The organism is Candidatus Peribacteria bacterium (assembly GCA_023038255.1).
Classification (GTDB): Bacteria; Patescibacteriota; Gracilibacteria; order Peribacterales; family Peribacteraceae; genus CALREJ01.
Genome location: CP082927.1, coordinates 106,121 through 127,281, shown reverse-complemented (window position 1 = coordinate 127,281; position 21,161 = coordinate 106,121). Strand labels below are relative to the sequence as shown.

Sequence of the window (21,161 nt, the reverse complement as noted above, 5' to 3'; positions counted from 1 at the left end):
CTTCATATCCTATACAACATTCAGCAGATCACTTACCACATACATCAATCACCATCACCATCCGAAGAAATGGAAAATATCCCCTCCACCTGCAGCTGGTTCTACTACCTCTGTAGGCGGATTCACTGTGTAAATAATAACGCGGTTATTTCCACTATCCCCCACAAATAACTGGCCGGATGTACTGTCGTAGGCAAGTTGTTTGGGGGCGGACAATCCGAATTGGGTTGTTCCGGCGGTAGCAACTATATAGCTCGCCTGCCCCTGCACAGCGACTGCGTTCTCCCCATCGGTAATACTGGCAGTGTCATACGTCACCACACGGTTGTTTGTTCCATCTGCGACATACAACAAATTATTAGTGGAATCAAAAACAAGTCCGATAGGACCGCTGAGGCCTGCTTGCGTAGTGGCGATGGCATTATCGTAGAAATTCGCCTGCCCCAGGACATTATCCGGCTGTGTATCAATGAGCACATTCCCGACAGACAGGTTATACACAAGCACGCGGTTGTTGGTGGTATCCGAGACAAAGAGCCGGTGATTCACTGCATCAACAGCGAGCCCCTGCGGCGCACTCAACCCCATTTTGTACGCTGCATTGTTGGCAGTTCCTTTTGTATAGACAGGCCCGGGTGGGTTGAGATCATTGTCTGTCTGTCCAAGAAGATTCACCGCCGGTTCCCCGTTTGTAATAGTGGCAATATCAAAGACAGAGACACGGTTGGCAGCCGACTGCGGGGCGTAGAGTTTGCTATTGGCAGAATCAATATAGACACCGGTGGGACCGCTGAGACCCCCCTGCGTCACGGCAGCGGCAATGGTGGTGAATCCGGCCTGACCAAGAACATTCACAGCATTTTCTCCATCGGTAATACCGTCACCAAGATTGTAGGTGGTAATACGGTTGCCTGTTGTTTGGGATACAAAAAGTGTCTTGGTGACAGGGTTATAGGCAATGCCGCGGGGGGCGTTCATACCGACCTGCGTATTGCCGAGTGCGGTAGCGGTGAATGTTGCCTGTCCGAGAACTTTAATGGCGTTTTCTCCGTCCGTGATACCATCTCCGATATTATACGCAGTAACACGATTCCCCGTTCCCTGAGAAACAAACAGAGTGGTACTGCCGCTGAGGGCCGTGTCGTACGGGACGTTCATGCCCGCCTGTGTGGTGGCTGCGGTGGCAGTGGTGAAATTCGCCTGCCCCAGCACACTCACGGCATTTTCTCCGTTACCAATGCCCGGCCGGAGATGAAAGACCAAAACACGGTTTGCAGTAGAACCATCTATAACGTAGAGCCGGTTATGAGCGCTATCGACTAGAACGCCATTGGGAAGAGAGAGATTATTCTGGTCGGCACTGGAGGTGGCGGTTGTAAAGTTCGGCTGCCCGATGACGTTCACGGCGTTTTCCCCGTTTGTAATCCCATCGGCAAGATTGTAGGAGAGTACACTCCTTCCGGTATTCTGAACGACATACAGTATTTTATTTGTTTCGTCATAGGAAGCACCAACGGGGGCGTTCATGCCGACCTGCGTGGTAGCTGCCGTGGTTGCGGTAAAGTTCGCCTGACCAAGGACGTTGATCGCATTTTCCCCATCCGTAATGGCAGTAACATCATATACTGTCACGCGGTTGCCTGACCCCTCCGAGACAAACAGAGTGGTGCTGCCACTGAGAGCGAGGCCTCTAGGCACATTCATACCAGCCTGCGTGGTCGCAGCGGTTGTTGCAGTAAAGGTTGTCTGGCCCAGGACATTGATGGCATTTTCGCCATCCGTAATACTTGCCGTGTCATACACGGACACACGATTACCGTTACTCTGAGCTACAAACAAGCGGCTATTTGCATCGTCATAGACAAGGTCCTGAGGAGTATTCAGCCCTGCCTGCGTAGTGGCCTGTGTAAAACCAGTAAATGTTGTTTGACCCAGGACATTGACGGCATTTTCGCCATTGGTGATTGTTGCCGCATCAAATACGGTCACACGATTGCCCGAACCCTGCGACACAAAGAGGCGGTTATTTGCATCGTCATACGCAAGACCCATGGGGGAGTTGAGCCCTGCCTGTGACTGTACCTGAGTACCGGTATAAAAATTACTCTGCCCCAGTATGGCATCCGGAACGCGGTCAAGAAGAGCATCGTCAGTATCCAGATTATAGACAAGGACGCGGTTATTGGTGTTGTCCGACACAAACAACCGGTGATCAGTAGAGTCCAGTGCCAGACCGAGGTAGGGGTTACTGAGCCCGAGGATATTGGGACCATTGTGAATAGCACCCTTGGTATACACAGGACCGGGTGCCGCAAGGTTGTCGTCCGTCTGCCCCAGAAGATCAACAGCGTTTTCTCCATCGGTGATGGAGGCAATATCGAAGATGGAAACGCGGTTGGCGGTTGATTGCTGGACGTACAGCAGGTTATTGGCGACATCGGTATAGACGGCATACGGAAGATTCATGCCGGCCTGTGTTGTTGCTGCCGTGCCCACAGTGAAAGTCCCCTGACCAAGCACATTGATGGCATTTTCGCCATCCGTGATGGACGCAAGATCATACGCTGTTACACGATTTGCACCGGTTTGTGCCACGAAAAGAATCTGACTGCCGCTATGGTACGACACGCCGCGGGGGGAATTCATACCGCCTTGTGTGGTGCCTGCAGCATTGGCCACAAAGGTTGTCTGACCCAGAACATTGATGGCGTTTTCACCGTCGGTAATAGACGTCACATCGTAGACAGTCACGCGGTTGGGAGTGGATTGGGATACAAAAAGAAACTGCCGCGCCGGATCGAACGCAAGGCCCGCAGGTGCCCACATACGGGATTGAGTCACTGCAACTCCACCAGTGGTAAAGTCCACCTGCCCCAGAACATTGATGGCATTTTCTCCGTTTGAAATAGTAGCAACGTCGTACACGGTCACGCGTGCTCCGGTCACCTGAGAAACAAACAGCCTGTTATTTGCACTGTCATAGACAAGATCATCGGGGTTATTCATACCTGCCTGCGTCTGAGCTGCCGTAACGGTTGTAAAGTTCGTCTGCCCCAGAACATTGACAGCATTTTCTCCGTCCGTAATGGACGTGACATCATACACCGTCACACGGTTGCCCGTTTCCTGTGCCACAAATAAACGCTTCCCGTTACTGTCATACGCCAGACCCATGGGGGCGTTCATACCGTTCTGTGTCGAACCAAGCGTGCCGGCATAGAAATTCACCTGTCCAAGAACGTTATCCGGAATGCGGTCCAGCAGCAGATTATTGGTATCCAGATTGTAGACAAGGACCCGATGATTGCTCATATCGCTCACAAACAAGCGGTGGTCAACAGTATCCATGGTCAGGCCATAGGTCGGGCTGCTATATCCCAATCTGTTTGGTCCGTTATTTGCCACCGTTTTTGTGTACATCGGAACCGGCGCAGTCAGACTGGTTTCGTCGTACTGGCCGAGTAAATTTTCTGCGTTGGGATAATCCGTATACCCAGCTGCCAGATCGAATACAAGTACGCGGTTATTGGTGTTCTCCGCAACATAGAGACGGTCTGTTGCATCATCATAGCTGACTCCTGTGGGGACGTTCATGGTGGACTGCGTGGTTCCCTGGTTACTGCCTGTCCATAAGGTCTGACCGAGTACATTCAGAGCCTCCTCTCCATCAGTAATACTTGCGACATCAAAAATCTTGACGCGGTTACTGGATGCTTCCGCCACAAACAGCCGTTTTCCCGTGTGATCATAGGCCAGTCCGTTTGGGGTTCTTAATCCTATGCGCGTGTTTCCAAGAGCGTTGGCATAGAAATTCAATTGTCCGAGCACATTATCCGGTGTCCGGTCCAGAAGCTCATTATTCGCATCCAGATTATAGACAAGCACACGGTTGTTGGTGGTATCCGAGACAAACAGCCGGTGATCCACCGTGTCCATAACCACTCCAATGGTCGGCGTATCCAGCCCGAGTTTATGTGCAGCATTATTGGCTGTCGATTTTGAATAAATAGGCTGCGGGGAACCGACCGTTCCTTCGTCCTGACCAATCACATTAATGGCAAGCTCCCCGTTCACCACGGTCGTGGCATCGAACACAACAATTCTATTACTGAAAAAATCCGCCACATATAAGTGACCGGACGTGCTGTCGTATGCAAGCGCTCTCGGGAGGCGGGTACTATCCTGTGTAATAGCGACAGTGGCTAATGTGAAGTTGGCCTGCCCTATCACCCCCGTTGCATTTTCCCCGTCGGTAATGCTCGCTGTATCGAAGACAAGCACACGGTTGTTGGTGTTGTCCGCAACAAAAAGCCGGTTCCCTACTTCATCAAAACTGAGCGCAATAGGGAAGGTCATGCCTGCCTGTGTCGTGGCAGTAGCATTGCTGTAATAATTCGCCTGGCCAAGGACATTGTCCGGCGTCCGGTCAATCAAAATATTGTCTGTAGTAAGGTTATACACCAGCACTCTGTTATTGGTACCGTCGGTGACGAACAGGCGATGATTGATGCCATCTACGGCAACGCCCCAAGGTGCGTTCATACCTGTCCTGAGTGACGCGTTATTCGCGGTCCCTTTTGTATAGATAGGCAGGGGGGCCGTAAGACTGTCATCACTTTGCCCCAAAACATCTGCAGCATTTTCTCCGTTGGTGATAGCGGCAACATCGAACACCGACACACGGCTCGCTCCTGATTGTGGCACATAGAGTTTGCTGTTTGCCTTATCAATATAGACACCCATCGGACCGCTCAGACCAGCCTGTGTCACTCCTGCAGTTATGGTGGTAAAAAGCGTTTGCCCGAGTACATTGATGGCGTTTTCACCATCGGTAATACCGTCAGCCAGATTATACACCGTCACGCGGTTCCCGGTTGTCTGTGAGACGTACAATTTTTTTGCGACCGAATCATACGCAATGCCGCGGGGGGCGTTCATGCCGACCTGCGTATTGCCAAGTGCGGTGGCGGTGAAGTTCGCCTGTCCAAGAACCTTAATGGCGTTTTCGCCATCCGTGATACCGTCGCCGACGTTATACGCAGTGACGCGGTTTCCTGTTCCCTGAGACACGAACAAAGTAGTGCTGCCGCTCAGAGCAACATCAAACGGCACGTTCATGCCGGCCTGAGTGGTCGCAGCGGTAATAGTCGTAAAATCCGTTTGCCCCAGAACGTTGATGGCAGGTTCACCATCGCTGATGACTGTGGTATCGAAAACAGTCACGCGGTTCCCTGTATTTTGTGCAACAAAGAGACGATTATTCACGCTGTCGTACGCTACACCCGTAGGCAAACGCAGACCTTCCTGCGTACTGGCGGCGGCGTTTGCCGTAAAGCTTACCTGGCCCAACACATTGACTGCATTTTCTCCGTCCGTAATTGCCGTGACATCATAAACCGTGACACGAGCACTTGTGGTACTAACCCCCTGTGTGACAAACAGACGGTTATTATCATCATCAAAATCAATGCCGTTCGGCGTACTCATACCGGACTGTGTGGCGGCAGCAGTATTGCCCCAAAAATTCTCCTGTCCCAATACATTATCGGGAATACGGTCGATAAGATTGTTACTAACGTCGAGACCATAGACAAGCACGCGATGATTCGAGGTGTCGGACACAAAGAGTCTATGATCCGTTGTATCCATTACAATACCTCCGGCGGGAGCATTGAGTCCCAGTTTATGTGCAGCGTTGTTTGCCGTTCCCTTTGTATAAATCGGCTCCGGAGCGCTCACCGTCCCGTCATCCTGGCCAAGAACGTACGCTGCAGGCAGGAAACTTTCGATGGCATACGCATGCGGAACAGATGTAATACCCAGAGACACCACCATGCACACGGAGAGGCAGAGTCTGTAGTGTGCCGCTTTGGATGCAGGGGTTGCAGAAGACATGAAAATTAGGGTTTCATTTTCCGGATAAGCACAAGCAATGCGTCACTTTCTTCTTTTCGTCCGTGCTTCTTTGCGAGCAATGCCTCGGCCTCTGCATCTTTTTTTGATCCGCTCCAATAATACGCGAGTGCGAGATTGTAGTGCGCATCGCCGAATTTTTCGTCGATCTCCACCGCACGCTTACAGGCATCCGCTGCTTCCGGGTAACGCTTCAGGCTGATGAGCAATGCACAGAGATTATTCCATGTTGCCGGATTTCCCGGATTGATCATCAGCGATGTGCGGAAGGATTGTTCCGCTTCTATCAGCTGTCCGGAACCCGCCTGTGCCACGCCCAAATCCGCCAGTTCGAGTGCGTCTGCTGCAGGATTGACGGAGAGTCCTTTACTGTCTGCAGCGGGAATGCTGCTTCCCGACATCTGGGCCGGAACAACAGGAGCTTCCTTCGCAGATCCCAACCGGTAATACCATGCCGTCCACGGACGACCTGCTTTCTGGAAAATAGAGGCGATATAGGTGTAGTTGATGTTCGGATAGTTGTCACCGGCCAAGCGCAGAACCTCAGAGTAGGTATCGGCAGCCTGTTGCCATTGCTCCTGTCTGGTATAAATAACTGCAAGGATCGCAAGGGGTTCGGGATTATACGGCTGCATCTTCCGTGCTCTCTCCACCAGTGTTTTTGCCTCATCCAACTGACCATCGGTGAGGGCCATTTTCGCCAGAGCCATTGTGGCTTTTATGCCTTGTGGATTATCGGTCTGGACACGACGCAGTTCGGTCACAAGCTGCTCTCGAGCGATGCCCGTTGCCTCCGGGAAATCATCGTGAAATTGCAGGTTCGTCGGGTCCACGTACGTGTAGTGCAGGCGGTCGATGAGCGGTTGATTGTCGGGTGTCCTCTTCAGGTAGACCGCTGTCCAGTCATCCACATACACCGGTACCCACTCGGGATTGGTATCGAGGTGGAAACTGTATGGCAAACGATCCGCCTGTTTGATGGCATCGTAATCGACGATGGCATACGTGATGTTGTAGGTATCTGTCAGCTCCTTCCATCGCTCCGGATTCACACCTGCTGCATACGCACGCGCCATGTAGTCAAAACCATAGTCGACGTTGCGTCCGTCGATGAAGACTTTGCGATCGGGGTAGCCCCGGTAGATCAGGTATCCGCCGATGCCATAGGTGTTGAACATGTTGCCCGTGATTTTTTCGCGCTCGATGAAATCGTACGCACCGCGGGCGAGATCGAACTGACCGAACCCGAAGAGATTATCCTGGCGTTCAAAGCCGAAGGAGCGTGTGTACGCATGGCGGGCAAGCAGGAGCAGAACGATAGCTGCAATAATTCTGACACTCGTCCGTCTTGCGGCAATCCATTCCCATACACGCTCCATACGCTCACTTCTCTCAAGCTGATAGAAACAGGTAGCGATCGATGCAAAGATGAAGAGAATTTCGTGACGGAATGCCTGTCGGGACAGGTACGCGGTTGCCAGCAGAAGCAATGTATTAAAGACCCAATGCCTTCGCCCCATACAGAGCGCAAGAACACCCAGTACAAAAAACAGCCAGAGTTCACTCAGGTAGAGCCCCCAGTTGCGCGGCTGCCATTCGGCAATAAACGCGATGGTCTGGTCACTCATCAGCTGAATAATATAGTGAATAGTCCCGAATCCGTTTGGCGGCAGAACAAGTGCAATGGCCATCAGCACCAATGTCCCGATCAGCAGAAGTGCAGTGCGCAAAGACTCCCGCTGACGCAGCAGGAAGATATCCGTGGTGGTTTGTAACAATAAGAATGTGACAATGGCACATCCGAGTAATGCTGCTCCTCCATGCATATTGACCCACAGAATTTCCAGCGCAATGAATCCCGCGCAAATAGAGCGACGGATACGCTCAGACCCGGCATCCAGAAAGCGGAATGCAAGCAGAATAAATGCAGCAAACAACACGAAGGTAAACAGCTGCGGCCGCTCCAGAAAACTCCCTTTGGTAATAACAATCGCCCAAACGGCAAGAACCGTATACACAATGCGCGGCTTTTTTGCGAGCAACAGAAGCAACCCGACCGACACAGTGGCAATGACGGCGCGGAACAGAATAATCCCCGTGAATCCGCCGGATGCGTAGACTAAATAGAGCATGATCTGTGCCAGCCATTCATGCGTTGCCAGGTATGCCATGCCTTCGCGTGCATAGGCAAACGGATCGGTCACAATCATGCGGCCTGTCTGCAGGAAAATTTCTCCCGCTTTGATATGCCACCAGAAATCGCGATCCATGATTTTAAAGGTGCAGATCCAGCCAATAGCAAGCACACCTACAAACAACGCACCAACACGCAGTGTGCTGACGGAAAAAAGAAATGAACGGATACTTGCTGCACGCGTCATCATCGCGCCAAAGTGTACACGGAACCCTGTCTCTGACACCAGAAGGAAGCAAGATTCTACTGACAAAAAAGTGCCACCCCCTTTGGATGGCACCTGCATTACTTCTGACACTGTGAGTACTGCTTACGGCGTCGTCGTTTCGATATTCAGATTCAGGAATCCGGCAGCAGCATTGGCACCGGCCGTATTGTTGGCTGCGAGCTTGATGTAAATCGTGAAATATCCCTTCGGAGTCCAGGTGCCGCCTGCCTGCGGACCGGTAATACTGGCAGTCGTCCAGGATGTGTTGGCGAGGTTGCCACCGTTTGTGAGGTTCACAACCGCACCGGCTGTATCGCGCATTTTCACAGTCAGGTAGTTGTTTGCTGCAGAGGCAACACCCGTCTTATAGCGGAATTCAATCGGCTTTACAGCATCCCAGGTAGAGAAGTTATCCGGCAGTCTGACGCGGGTGGAGATCCAGTAATCATTGGCAGCAACCTTGCTGGAGGTCCAGACGTAGGCGTTCTCCAAAGAGCTTGTTCCGCCGGATGCAGTCAGCTGACCGATGTAGGTGGAGCCGGAGGAGAAGTACACGGCATTCGGATATTCCGGATGCAGGGACATAATGTTTCCGCTTCCGTTTCCGACAGCGGCATTGGCCCATGTCAGGTTGCCCGCACCGTCATTTTTCAGGAAGGTGTTGGCACCACCCTGTGTGGATGGGGCATTGTATGTCACGCCGTGCAGTGTCAGGTTTCCATCCACGGTCAACGTAGAACCGGAGAGGTTACCCTTGGTACGAATAGAACCGGTCGCGGTCAGTGCACCGCCGATATTGGCGTTGCCGTTCACCGTGAGCGCAGCACCGGAGAGTGTGCCTTTTACATTCAATCCTTTGCTGAATTCAAACTTCTGTGCACCGTTTAAGAACTTCAATGTCTGTGCCTGTGTCGCATTACCGAAGTTCAAGACCGCATCATTCGATGTGTTCTTGGAGTTAATGGTAATGTCTCCACCTGTACGGATAGCACCGGATGCAGTCAGTGTTCCATTTGTTCCTCCCTGAATATCTGCAGGACCGCTCAAGCGGAGTGTCGTACCTGTGAATCCACCTTCCGCTTTCACGGAGCCGGATGCACTGAGATTTCCCCAGATGTCTGCATTACGATCGACGCGCAAAGCGGAACCGGACATGGTACCAAGGACGCTGATTCCTTTGGAGAACTGGAACCGGTTCAGGGTGCGGTCGTATGTAATGGTTTCAAGGAGAGTCTGTCCGAAGCGGATGACAATGTTTGTTGATCCATCACCTTCATCAATAGTCTGGAATGATTCTGTGTTCACAAGCAGTGTCGGCGCCCATGAGGAGGCTGCCATGGCTGTCTGACTCGCAACAACTGCAACGGCTGATGCCGCGGCGAGTGCGCGTTTCCACGGAAGTGAGACAAAGCTACGCATAGAAGGTTTGTGTGTATGGATTTCCAGATACTATAACACAAAAACCATTTTTATGCTCATATGTCTTATTGACTCTTTCTATAATTAGGATGCAATAATAATTTGCTCCGATTAGTTGCCGGTGAGTTTCTTGTACGCGATTCCCAGGTCCCCAAGCATCATCTGGGCATTATCCTTTGTCGAAACACGGAAACGCACAACGGCAGTCCCTCCAGGTGTCCAGGTCGGAGCGCCGGTGAAGTCGAGTACCTGCGATGTCCACGACGTATTTGCAAGATTTGTCGATGTACCGCTGAGAGTCACTGCATTTCCAGCTGTGTCGAAGACCTGCACATCCATTTTGCTGACGGACGCATCTGCGGAGCTCGACTTGTAGGTGAAGGTCAGTGGCGATGTCTTCCAGCCGACAAACTGTGACGGCAGAGTGATGGGCAATACAATGTCATAATCCTGCAATGTAGAACGGGTGGATGTCCACATGTATGCGTTTTTGAGCGTCACAGCATCGTTGATGACAGAGAGCTGTCCGACGTTGTCTGTTCCATCTGCAGTATAGGATGAATCCGGATATTCCGGATGCAGTGTCTTTTCCACCAGCTCCTCACGGTCGTCCGTAAGCGGGGTGCGGCGGTCAACAATATAGTCGACAGCGCCGGCATTTGTGACGACTTCGGCAAGCGGAATGTAACTTTCGTCGGTCGGGAAGGTCATGGTGCGGATCGTGAGGCCGCCGGAACCGAAGAACACATAGTTCGTTGCATTCGCCGCAACTGCTGAGGTTGCCCCTGCGAAATTCACTGTTGAACCAGCCAGGCGGTAGTTACCGCCGGTCACAGTGATGTTCAGGCCTGCGCCCGATGAGACCTTGAGTGCATCAGCCGTGCCACCGGCAAGAGCTGTGATATCCACACCGTTAATAAGACCAAGCACCGTCAGGTTTCCCTGAATGCGCACAGAGTCATTGAAGTTGAAACGGTTATTGATAGTGTCGTAGCTGAGCGTCTTTGCGAGTGCCTGTCCGAACTGGAGCACAATCGATCCTGTGGCGCTGTTCGTACCATCGAGAATCAGACTGACGCCTTCCAGCGACGACGGAATAGCGGCAGACGGCAATTTGCCACCCGGGCCAAGAAGAGGAATAGATCCGCTTCCTGTGCCGATTTCACGCTGGTCGATTTTGTCTGCGTTCTGTGCAAACGGCACAGACAGGATAGGCGAGCGGTCGACTGCAGTATTGGCAGCATCCACATCGAGCACTTCATACGATGTATCCGGCGCTGCCTGCGCCTTCACTTCCACCTGCAGGAACAAGCTCTGCAGATCTGCATGAGAGTAACCGGTCAGGTCAGGAAGCGCATTGATGGCACCGAGTTGCACGGAGAAGTATCCGTTACTGTCAGGCGTCACGGTGGCGACTTCCTGCCAGCCTGCATAAGTCGCTGCACCTGTATTAAGTGATCCGGCACTGATGTCCGATCCATCGAGATCCGCACTCTTCCAGAAGCTGAAGCGGATGCTGTGCGCGCTGGTGATGGCCTGACCGCTGCTGTTCAACAGGTGACCGTTATAGACGTAGCGCTGGGGAACAGTCGTTTCAGCATTCACACCGTACGTGACCGCAATGCCGCCAGACATAGACGCAAGTGCAAGCAGCATGATGACATGTGCAGTCAGTCTGCTTTTCTTTTTCTTCTGCAGTGCAGTGAGGATCTTTTTCCGTGCAGGCGCTGCCTTCTTTTTTGCAAGCAGCAGACGGTAGCCAAGAATGCCGGTCAGAAGTCCGAGCAAGAAACCAAGAATGAAGAGCGTCCAGAGATCAAAGAATCCAAGCGCGGTTCCACCGATGACATTCGTCAGCAGGATGCGGCAAAGCTGCTCAGCAGAGGTATGCGTTACAGGACATTCTGCGGCAGGGTGGAGCGTATCGACTATCACAACTCCAGCCGCTGATGACACAGATGATGCATCCAGAGATGTACCAATGGACGATGCTGAGGATGAACGCGATGTTGTTACCGGAACCGATGCACGGGAACGGGGGACTGAACGTACGGATGATGCTGCAGGATGGAGCGATGAGACTACACCTACAGAGCTGTTGCTGCCGCGATGGCCACCAATCGGTGCGGATGGAGAGGGTGTAGTGGACGTGGCTGTTGATGCCTGTGCAGCAGATGATGTCTGTGCCTGCGGATTTTGCACAATCTGGAAACTGTTACTCGCGAGCGGTGCAGTCTGGCGCCATGTCATACCACCCGTCATCTGAAAACTCGGCGATGTTCCTGCAGCATGTTCGTCGTATGTGGGTGCGTCTGCGTCGATGTTGTAAGACGCGCTCTCCGCTGCAAAGGCTGAACCGCTACTGAAGGCACAACCAAGAACGGCGAGGAATGCCGCAAGGATCATGCCGGTAGTGTTTTTTGACGTATTCATTTTTTATTTGATTTTCATACCATTATAACATTTTTATTAGTATAAGTCTATAGTCCATCTGATGCACTACAACACGCCGTTTTGTCAAAAGGGCCAGTTGGCTTTTCTCATACCACTGTTAGAATCTCGATGTTTCCCTGCTTTTTCCATGATGCCTTCTCTTCGCTCCGGTCTCCTTCTCGCTTCGCTTCTGATTCCGACATCGCTCTTTGCGCAGAGCACCCCTTCTTTTACGGATCTCAAAACAGATCATCCTGCATTCGCTGCAGTGGAATATCTGAAGGCACAGGGAATTCTCTCTGGGTACAGCGATGGCACATTCCGTCCGAACCAGGCGGTCACCCGTGCGGAAGCAGTAAAAATTATTGTGGCTCCACTTGTCTCTGCTGTCGAACTTGCAGGTTATACCACCACTCCGTTCAACGACATTCCCGCTGGCACCTGGTATCTGCCCTTCACGCAGGCTGCACTCAAGCTGAAAGCTATTGATGGACCGCCCGCAAAGCCCGGCTTCAAGGGTGCAAACAATGTGACGCTCGCCGAATTCCTGAAAATTATGGAAACGGCAAACGGCATCAATCCTGCAACCGCCTACAGCGAAATCACCTCGCCTCTCTCTGTGGATGTCGCAAATAGCTCTGACTGGTACTACGCTCCCATGCGCTACGCGATCACATCTTCTATGGTGATTGTGAATGCGGATGGCACGCTGCTTCCCGGAAAGACACTCAACCGCGGCGATGTCGCGACACTGATGTACCGCTACATGATGTACAAAGAAGGCCGCCGCACGCAGGCTCTTTTGTCCGAAGTAGAAGGGGAGATTGTGAATGTGCTCCAGCTACTGGAAACCAAAGATATTCTGCAGGCCGATCTCGCCTCCACCCGCGCACTCCTCGCTGCACGTGGTGCACTAGCCAGCCGCCCCGATGAACCGATTGTGAAGGGCGCCATGAAAACCGCAGAAGGATTCCGTTCCCTCGTGAGTGCATTCATTGCCGGTTCAACCAACCAGTACCAGCAAGCAGTTGACCTTGCCGGAGCCGCATGGAACCTTGCAAACAAAGCCCGTGAATTCAGTCCGAACCTCGATTCTCTCGCCTCCCAGATGCAGGTGATTGCCAAGAGCATGGCGGATGAGGCACGTAAGAATTTGCAGTAAAAGCGCTTATTTGAATCAATGAGTGCAGTGTAAATACTTGCTAATTTTACATATTGTTTTATAATATATAATGTCACTATTCGGGTGACTGGAAGCTTACATCACTAGTGGAGAATAATAACGTGGACGTACTACAAATCGTGGTTGATGCCGAGGGTAACCTCATGCTCGACAGTCAAAGCATGAGACGCGACTTTAACCTCACCATTAACCTCGGAGAAAAGGGAACGATACAGTTCACAAAGCTGCAGTGCGCAAAGGCGCACTGCCTGGGTACGACCTTCCCGCCCAGCATACAGATCATCACTGACAAAGATGGCAATCTGAGCATTGTGCATCAAAGCAAAGGCGGCACTGATGTGCGTCTGACCTTTGAGCGCGGATTGGAGGCCATCTACTTCGATCTCGCATCCGGTACCACAATCGGCAAGATGACTATCACATAAAGCCGATTTCGATTCTCCACAGTTAGTGTCACCCGGCCTTCTCTGATTTCAGAGGAAGGCCGGCTTTTTCGTGTTTTATTTTTTCTTTCCCCTCCACACTTTCTTCGGCGCACTGCGCTTCTTCACGAGAAGTTCTGCAGCATCCGCAAGTGTAATGGTTTCGACAGTGAATTTTTTCGTGAGGGACGCGTTCGTTTTTCCGTCTGTCACGTATGGACCGAAGCGGCCGTCTTTCACATGAATGGTGGCACCTGTTTCCGGATCGGCACCCAATGTTTTGAGTGGCTCTGCAGCCTTCTTCTTTCGCTCTGCAGCACTCGTAAGGAGTTCCACCGCCTCTTTCAGTTGTACGAGCCCTGGATCGACATCGGAGGGCAATGCAGAGGTGACGTCACCGCACTTCATGTAGGGACCAAAGCGCCCGAGCACCACGAACATATCGTTGCCGTCATGCTTTCCAAGATTTCGTGGGAATGCGAGCAGGCTCATGGCCTGTTCCATGGTCGCGGCATCGATGCTGATGTGCTTTGGAAGCGATGCAGTTTTGGGACCTTCACCCTTCACTTTCTTCTTTCCTTTCTCCGGCGGATCCAACCGTCCAAGCTGCACGTAGGCACCGAAGCGTCCGGTGCGGACAATCACTTCGAGCTTGGTTTCCGGATCGATGCCGAGAATGCGTTCCTTGAGCACATCCTCTTTTTTGATCTCCTTCGTCTTGCTGTCGACAAGTGCCTTAAACGGATTGTAGAAATTTTTCAGGAACTTCGTGCTCTCGTTTGCGCCTTCCGCAATATCATCCAATGACTGCTCCATGCCGGCAGTGAATTTGAGATCGACGATGTCGGGGAAGTGCTCGGACAGGAGATCCGTGACGGTAAAAGCGATATCTTCCGGCAGCAGATTGCGGCCTTCTTTGCGGATGTACCCGCGCTGCTGGATGGTCGAGATAGTCGGTGCATACGTGGACGGACGACCGATGCCTTCCTCTTCGAGTTTCTTCACAAGACTCGCTTCCGTGTAGCGTGCAGGCGGTTTCGTGAAGTGCTGTTCGGGCTTGATGTCATGACAATCGAGGGATTCACCGACGCTCAATGGTGGCAGGAATTTTTCTCCTTCCTCCTCACCATCCTCTTTTTTATCCTCATCCGGTTCATCATCTTTTCCGGCGGAGTACGCGCGCAAGAATCCATCGAAAATCACACTCTGTCCGGTCGCACGGAAACTGTAGGCATCGACCTTGATGTCTGCGGCAATGCGCTTGAATTCTGCGGGCGGCATCTGTGTCGCCATCGTGCGGTTCCAGATGAGCGTGTAGAGCTTGAGCTGCTGATGATCGAGGACCGATGCAAGTGAAGCAGGTGTGCGCTCCATTTCCGTCGGGCGGATGGCTTCGTGTGCTTCCTGTGCACCCTTCGCTTTTGTCTTAAACAAGCGCGGAGACGCGAGCACATACTCACGTCCGAACTGATGTTCGATCGTCATTTTTGCATCGTCCAATGCTTTCTGGCTGAGGTTCACGGAGTCGGTACGCATGTAGGTAATAAGACCGACAGATCCTTCGCCTTTTCCAAGACTCACACCTTCGTAGAGCTGCTGCGCCACGACCATTGTCTGCTTCACAGAAAAACCGAGCTTGCGTGCCGCTTCCTGCTGCAGCGTGGATGTCGTGAATGGAGGAGCGGGATTGCGGGATACTTCTTTCTCTTCGACGTTGGTCACAGTAAACGGCTTGTCTTTAATATCGCTGAGCACGGCGTCCGTCTGCTCTTTATTTCCAAGTGCGATCTTCTCGCCGTTTTTCTTGTCGAGGAATGCAGAGAATGTCTGCTTCTTTCCGTTCTCAAGCTGTGCCTCTACAGACCAATATTCTTCGGCGATAAATTTCTGAATGAGCCGCTCGCGGTCGACAATAATGCGCACAGCAACAGACTGCACACGTCCTGCGGACAGTCCCGAGTACACTTTTTTCCAGAGGAACGGGGAGAGCGTGTATCCAACCAGGCGATCGAGAATGCGGCGCGCAGCCTGCGAATCAACCAGACGCATATCGAGCGTGCGCGGGTTCGCGATAGCAGCCTTGATGGCGCTTTCCGTAATTTCATGAAACACAATACGCTTCACATTCTCCGCATCTTTCACTTTGAGCGCTTGCGTCAGGTGCCAGCCGATTGCCTCTCCTTCGCGGTCTTCATCAGTCGCGATCCATACATCATCCGCTTCTTTCATGGCTGCGCGCAGTTTTTTGATGACGGTTTCTTTACCATCAGAAATTTCGTACGTCGGTTCAAAATTCTTCTCCACGTCAATTCCCAGTCCGCTCTTCGGCAGATCACGCACATGACCCATACTCGCTTCCACGATGTAATCCTTCCCCAAAAAACGCTTGATGGTTTTGGCTTTAGCGGGTGACTCTACTATAACTAAATGTGTCGGCACGGCTTTAATAGAGGAAGATGTATTGTTGGTGGAGACTACGGAGACAGGAGGGAGGTTGTCAAACAGGTCGGGAGTTTATGCGGTTTATGAGAGCGAATGAAGAAAGGAGATTGAGCCCTCTCCCCGCCCCTCTCCCGTTCCGGGAGAGGGAGTTTTCTTGGTTCCAATAAAACAAAGAGTTCCACCAGAAACATTTTCACGAAGTGAAAATGAAGTCTCGTTGCGAGGTGTCCGGCCACGGGGGGGGGTCAGCGGTCAGTGGCTCTGGCCGGACCGCACTTTTTGATTCTTTTTGCTGCACGGGCAAAAAGAATGCCCCCGCGGCAGCGGCCAGCGGAGGGGCACATACACTCCATCAAACCCCTCTTTTTATTGCAAAATTCCCATTTTCTGATCATCGTTTGTATTCAGATTTTTTGGCTTATATAAGCCATTGTAAATTATTTTTGGCTTAGAGAAGCCATTTATGGACTCTAAGATTCTTGCTTTGCCCCATAGAGGTCCTAGAATGACAGCTATTCACCTTCTTATCTTCTTCTCCACACTCCTATGTCCAAGCAGGACCTCATCACCAACATTGCCAACGCAGCTGGCATCACAAAGCGTGCTGCAGGTAGCGCCCTCGAGGCAATCACGACCATGATCACGAAAGAATTGAAGAAGGGCAACTCCGTGACCATCACGGGCTTCGGCACATTCCGTGTGTCCAAGCGTGCAGCTCGCACGGGCGTCAACCCGCGCAACCCGGCACAGAAAATTTCTATCCCGGCTATGAAGGTTCCGTCCTTCAAGGCAGGAAAGACGCTCAAGGACGCTGTCCGCTAAACGTCGTTTTAGAAACGAGAAAGAGCCTCCGTAAGGGGGCTTTTTCTTTACATTTTGGCTGGAGCTTCTTTCGAAACAGATATCTGGCCTATTGCGAATTCTTCGTGCTATAGTGCGGTCCACCCATGAATGCTACCTACATCCAGTCGGCCCTCGCACAGCTCCTCGACCTGCTCAATCTTCAGCACGGCGATATCCGTGTGACACAGGACGGCGACATGACACGCGTCGATATCGACTCCACCGAAGCGAGCAGAATCATCGGCTGGCACGGCGAGACACTGAACTCGGTGCAGCACGTTTTGAAATCGATGATCCGCACCGAAGAAAAACTCGAGCGCACCCCGCTCGTGATTGTGGATGTGGATGGGTATCGCAAAATGCAGGAAGAGAAAGTCATCAAAATTGCAGAGCAGAAAGCAGACTTCGTCCGCCGCACCGGAAGCCGCATTGCACTCAGCCCGATGTCCCCGTACTTCCGTCGCATCGTGCACCTCCACATTGCAAACACGCCGAGTCTCTCAGATCTCACAACAGAAAGCGTCGGAGAAGGAGACTACCGCCAGATTGTTTTACGGCTCAAAGAAGAGAAAAAGAACACCTCACAGGTGCAGGGTGGAGAAGAACTGTCTCCGGTGATTGCTGCGGATGATGGACTGGAGAATCTGGATATTTGATTCTAGTTTTTAGGGATTTTGAAATGGGCGGCGTATTGCTACGTCACCCGTTCCTTTCGACATGCCTCCTCATTGTGATTAATAGGGATGCTCGATAATCAGCTGCGCATCGAACCTGACAAAGGCGATGCAGCACACTTCAAGATCGTCATTAATCTGATAGGGGACCCCCTGGATATGATGAACATCCCAGCGCAGAATTATCACCTTCTCGGGGGTCAACACTGTGACCACTCTTGTCGCATCGAAGACAGGCCCGGCTTCCTCTTTGAAGATCTGTGACCACGTATGTCCCACATGTTCGAATGCCTGTTGCAGGATTTCAATTGTTGCAGGGACACTCGCTTGTTTCGCCCAGAGAGCAGTATTCGGTTTTTGTATCCGTAACTCTACAGTGACCGACTCAGCGTCTGCGTCGACAATCACCAGTCTGTTCCACTGTTCCGGGCTGCGAATCATCTCCCACAAATGTATTTCGGTCTCCATAAAGCACCACCTTTTGAATGAGAAAACATGCACCAAGAGGAAAACTGATTCCGCTCTGCATATTTTGAAGAATCAGATCACTCGCTGCGCGGGATGCTGTACAAAGAGCAAAGGTGAAAGAATACCGCTAAACCCGATATTCTCAAATTGCTTCTTACTTCTTTGCCTCCCTCCACTCCTCCAAAATCTTCTTCTCCGCTTTATTCAGTTTTTTCGGCACCTCCACATTCACAATCACATAATGATCCCCCACATGCGCCGTGCGTCCGAGTTCAGGGAGACCTTTTCCTTTCATGCGGAAAATCTGTCCGGGCTGTGTGCCGTCGGGAATAGTGAGCGTTGAGACGCCGTGCACGGTATCCACTTCCACAGTGCCACCAAGGATGGCATCGATAACGGGAATAGCTACTTCAGAACGGATGTCTGTTCCTTCTCGCGTAAAACGCGCATCACTCCGGACGCGAATGTGCACGAAAAGATCGCCACTGGCAGCACCTCTGCGCCCGCTGTCACCCTGATTACGAATGCGCAGTGTTTGACCATTATCAATACCGGCAGGAACGTCGATGACGACATTCACTTTATCCGGCAAACGTCCTTCGCCATGACAGTGGTGACATTTTTTCTCAGGAACAGACCCGGATCCGCTACAAGTTGAACAGACAGCGCGCTGCTGTATCTGGCCAAAAAATGACTGTGCGGTCCGCACCACTTCTCCCGTTCCGCCACATGTCTCACACTTTGTAATTTTTGCACCGGGTTCAGCACCATCACCTTTGCAGACATCACACACAGTAAGCCTGCGGATTTCTACCGGGTGCTGCACGCCGGTCACCACATCTTTCAGTGTGATAGTTAATTCGATCTCCCGGTTCTCTCCCTGGTTCATATCTGCCGCGCGGCGCTGTCCTCCGCCTCCTCCGAAAAAACTGCCGAAAAGATCACCGAAGTCGACGTTCTGGGCTCCGCCGTTTCCGAATCCGGAAAAATCGAAACCACCAAATCCCGCCCCTCCACCCCCGGGTCCGTTACCCGTTGTGCCGAATTGGTCGTAGCGCTGCTTCTTATCTGCATCGCCGAGCACTTCGTATGCTTCGTTGATTTCCTTAAATTTATCCTCAGCGCCTTTGTCCCCTTTATGCTTGTCGGGATGCCATTCTTTGCTCATTTTTCTGTACGCAGCCTTAATCTCGTCCGGACTTGCGCCCTTCGAAACACCCAAAATGCCATAGAGATCTTTGGCCATGGGGAAAGTATAGGGCTTGGGGCAGGGGCGTCGCTAGAGAGAATTGGCAATTTTCGGCGGAAAACCATCCTGTTTGCCTTAGGCATCCTCTGGCCATTTCGCCTCATTTCTGCTATACTATTTTGATGTCTGACATACAGTCCACCACCAAGCGATTCCGCTTCCTGCACAGGGTCATTGGGTTGTGCGTGGTGCTTTCTGGGCTCGTCACATTGAACATTCTCGTTCAGAACGATGAAATCCTCGCCCGCATTATCCGCAAGCCTGTAGCACCAGCCTGGTTAGTGCTGGAAGAAGACGACATTCTTTTGGGCGCCACGATCCCGCCGGACACCAATGTTGTGTTTCATCTTCCCTTTGATTTCACATCCATCAATCGCCAGGTTCTTCTTGGTCTGAAGGGGACAACCGCACGCTACTGGGGCTACTGCTTCCCGCAGAACTATGATCCGACTATTACCAGCAAGCGTGTCGGTTTCCCGGGACTGATGTTTTTATCTGAAAAAGAACGCGCGGTCCGCCGTGAGACGGAAGCCAGAAATAAGCCACAATACTCCCTGCAGAATCTGCCGACAAAGACAGAGGCAGAGACAATGAACGATCGCGTAGTCGGGAGTATCCGGCACCAGATTGAAACATTCCAGCCGGGTACCATGTGCTACATCATGGCTGATACGCCTATGGCCATTGGCCTTGATCCGGACCAGGATGGCGTGAATGACAAAATTGAAATCGAGATCGGCACCGATAAAAATAATCCTGATTCAGACGGAGACGGTGTGGTCGATGGAACCGAGTTCACCAGTGCCACCAGCCCGACGCTCCGCGATACGGATGGCGACGGTATTATTGACGGTATTGAGGACACAAACTGGAATGGACGCCCGGAAATGGATGAAACCGATCCGCGTATAAAAGACACAGACCGCGACGGACTCTGTGACGGAATGTGCCGCATACGTCTGAGCAACGGCCAGCAGCTCTACGCGGGAGAAGACAAAAACCTGGACGGAGAAGTTGATAGTGACGAAACCGATCCGCTGAAAGTCGATTCCAAAAACGACGGATACGGCGACTATCAGCGTTTCCTCAAGTGTATCTTTGACGGAAAATCCGAGTGCTGATATTGCTCAATTTGTCTCTTTAATGTATAATACTATGATGACTTCCACACACATCCTCCGCAGCCTCCTTCTCACGACACTCCTGGTGCCGTCCATGGCAATCGCCTATACAACGCCGGAGGAAGCCCTGAGCAACGAGGACAATCTGCAGTACTTCACGCCGCCCCCACGCTCACGCGATACCGAGGCGATTCAGGAAGCACAGCAGGCAAGCGCAGCCGCACGCCGTCAGCGTGAACAGGAAGCTCTCTTTGGAAAGTCATCGTCTTCCTCTGCAGCAAGTATTGCGGCAGCTTTGAGCTCTGCTCCTGCAGGCACAACGACCGAACCGGAATCCTCTCTCACACTTGAAGAGCAGCGCATTCTGGAACGTGTCCGTGGCCAGCAGATGGATGCAGACATTGAAGAGCGCGTCCGCGTGCTCATTTCCCAGCAGGGACTGCACAGCGGTGCTCCTCTCAGCGATACAGGTCCTGGAACCATCCTTGCCGGCTTTGTGCTTGCAGGAGCCGGACTCTGGACCGTCTGGAAGGCTAAACGACTGGAAGCCAAACAGTAAGCCCGAAACCGGATTGCGAGTTTCGGATTTCGA

Annotated in this window: 13 protein-coding genes; 6 read left to right on the top strand and 7 right to left on the bottom strand. The window is 52.1% G+C overall.

Annotation, left to right across the window (positions count from 1 at the left end; translation table 11 throughout):
• Positions 1 to 54 precede the first annotated feature (54 nt).
• The 4 genes from K8942_00585 to K8942_00570 all read right to left on the bottom strand — a co-directional run bounded on the left by K8942_00585 (position 55) and on the right by K8942_00570 (position 12,167).
• Positions 55 to 5,895 carry a hypothetical protein gene (locus K8942_00585; protein UPA22697.1) on the bottom strand — a complete coding sequence of 1,947 codons (5,841 nt, stop codon included), beginning with the start codon at positions 5,893 to 5,895 and terminating at the stop codon, positions 55 to 57.
• 5 nt (positions 5,896 to 5,900) lie between these two features.
• Positions 5,901 to 8,297 (bottom strand): tetratricopeptide repeat protein, encoded by a 2,397-nt coding sequence (locus K8942_00580; protein UPA22696.1) that lies wholly within the window; start codon positions 8,295 to 8,297, stop codon positions 5,901 to 5,903.
• A 120-nt stretch (positions 8,298 to 8,417) separates the two neighbouring features.
• A complete protein-coding gene (locus K8942_00575) occupies positions 8,418 to 9,734 on the bottom strand; it encodes a hypothetical protein (GenBank protein ID UPA22695.1) in 1,317 nt (438 codons plus the stop codon).
• A 111-nt stretch (positions 9,735 to 9,845) separates the two neighbouring features.
• Complete coding sequence (locus K8942_00570) at positions 9,846 to 12,167, bottom strand: hypothetical protein (GenBank protein ID UPA22694.1); 2,322 nt, start codon at positions 12,165 to 12,167, stop codon at positions 9,846 to 9,848.
• 148 nt (positions 12,168 to 12,315) lie between these two features.
• On the opposite strand from K8942_00570, the gene K8942_00565 reads away from it, so the two are divergent.
• Positions 12,316 to 13,329 (top strand): S-layer homology domain-containing protein, encoded by a 1,014-nt coding sequence (locus K8942_00565; protein ID UPA22693.1) that lies wholly within the window; start codon positions 12,316 to 12,318, stop codon positions 13,327 to 13,329.
• Between the two features lie 182 nt (positions 13,330 to 13,511).
• Positions 13,512 to 13,775: a hypothetical protein gene (locus K8942_00560; GenBank protein ID UPA22692.1), complete on the top strand. Its 264-nt coding sequence runs from the start codon at positions 13,512 to 13,514 to the stop codon at positions 13,773 to 13,775.
• Between the two features lie 75 nt (positions 13,776 to 13,850).
• On the opposite strand, the gene topA is transcribed toward K8942_00560, so the two are convergent.
• Positions 13,851 to 16,211, bottom strand: a complete 2,361-nt coding sequence (gene topA / locus K8942_00555; GenBank protein ID UPA22691.1) for a type I DNA topoisomerase — start codon at positions 16,209 to 16,211, stop codon at positions 13,851 to 13,853.
• Between the two features lie 549 nt (positions 16,212 to 16,760).
• On the opposite strand from topA, the gene K8942_00550 reads away from it, so the two are divergent.
• The gene (locus tag K8942_00550; GenBank protein ID UPA22690.1) at positions 16,761 to 17,036 is read left to right on the top strand and encodes an HU family DNA-binding protein; all 276 of its coding nucleotides are present in this window, start codon (positions 16,761 to 16,763) and stop codon (positions 17,034 to 17,036) included.
• Positions 17,037 to 17,161: 125 nt separating this feature from the next.
• Complete coding sequence (locus tag K8942_00545) at positions 17,162 to 17,713, top strand: hypothetical protein (GenBank protein ID UPA22689.1); 552 nt, start codon at positions 17,162 to 17,164, stop codon at positions 17,711 to 17,713.
• A 78-nt stretch (positions 17,714 to 17,791) separates the two neighbouring features.
• On the opposite strand, the gene K8942_00540 is transcribed toward K8942_00545, so the two are convergent.
• Both K8942_00540 and dnaJ read right to left on the bottom strand, forming a co-directional pair.
• Complete coding sequence (locus tag K8942_00540; protein ID UPA22688.1) at positions 17,792 to 18,172, bottom strand: hypothetical protein; 381 nt, start codon at positions 18,170 to 18,172, stop codon at positions 17,792 to 17,794.
• Between the two features lie 181 nt (positions 18,173 to 18,353).
• Entirely contained in the window at positions 18,354 to 19,445 is a 1,092-nt protein-coding gene (gene dnaJ / locus K8942_00535; GenBank protein UPA22687.1) for a molecular chaperone DnaJ, read from the bottom strand.
• A 125-nt stretch (positions 19,446 to 19,570) separates the two neighbouring features.
• Here dnaJ and K8942_00530 point away from each other — a divergent pair, with 125 nt between their 5' ends.
• Together K8942_00530 and K8942_00525 are read left to right on the top strand one after the other, a co-directional pair.
• On the top strand, positions 19,571 to 20,569 hold the full coding sequence (locus tag K8942_00530; protein ID UPA22686.1) for a hypothetical protein: 999 nt from the start codon (positions 19,571 to 19,573) through the stop codon (positions 20,567 to 20,569).
• Positions 20,570 to 20,606: 37 nt separating this feature from the next.
• Positions 20,607 to 21,128 (top strand): hypothetical protein, encoded by a 522-nt coding sequence (locus tag K8942_00525; protein ID UPA22685.1) that lies wholly within the window; start codon positions 20,607 to 20,609, stop codon positions 21,126 to 21,128.
• The last annotated feature ends 33 nt before the right edge of the window (positions 21,129 to 21,161 follow it).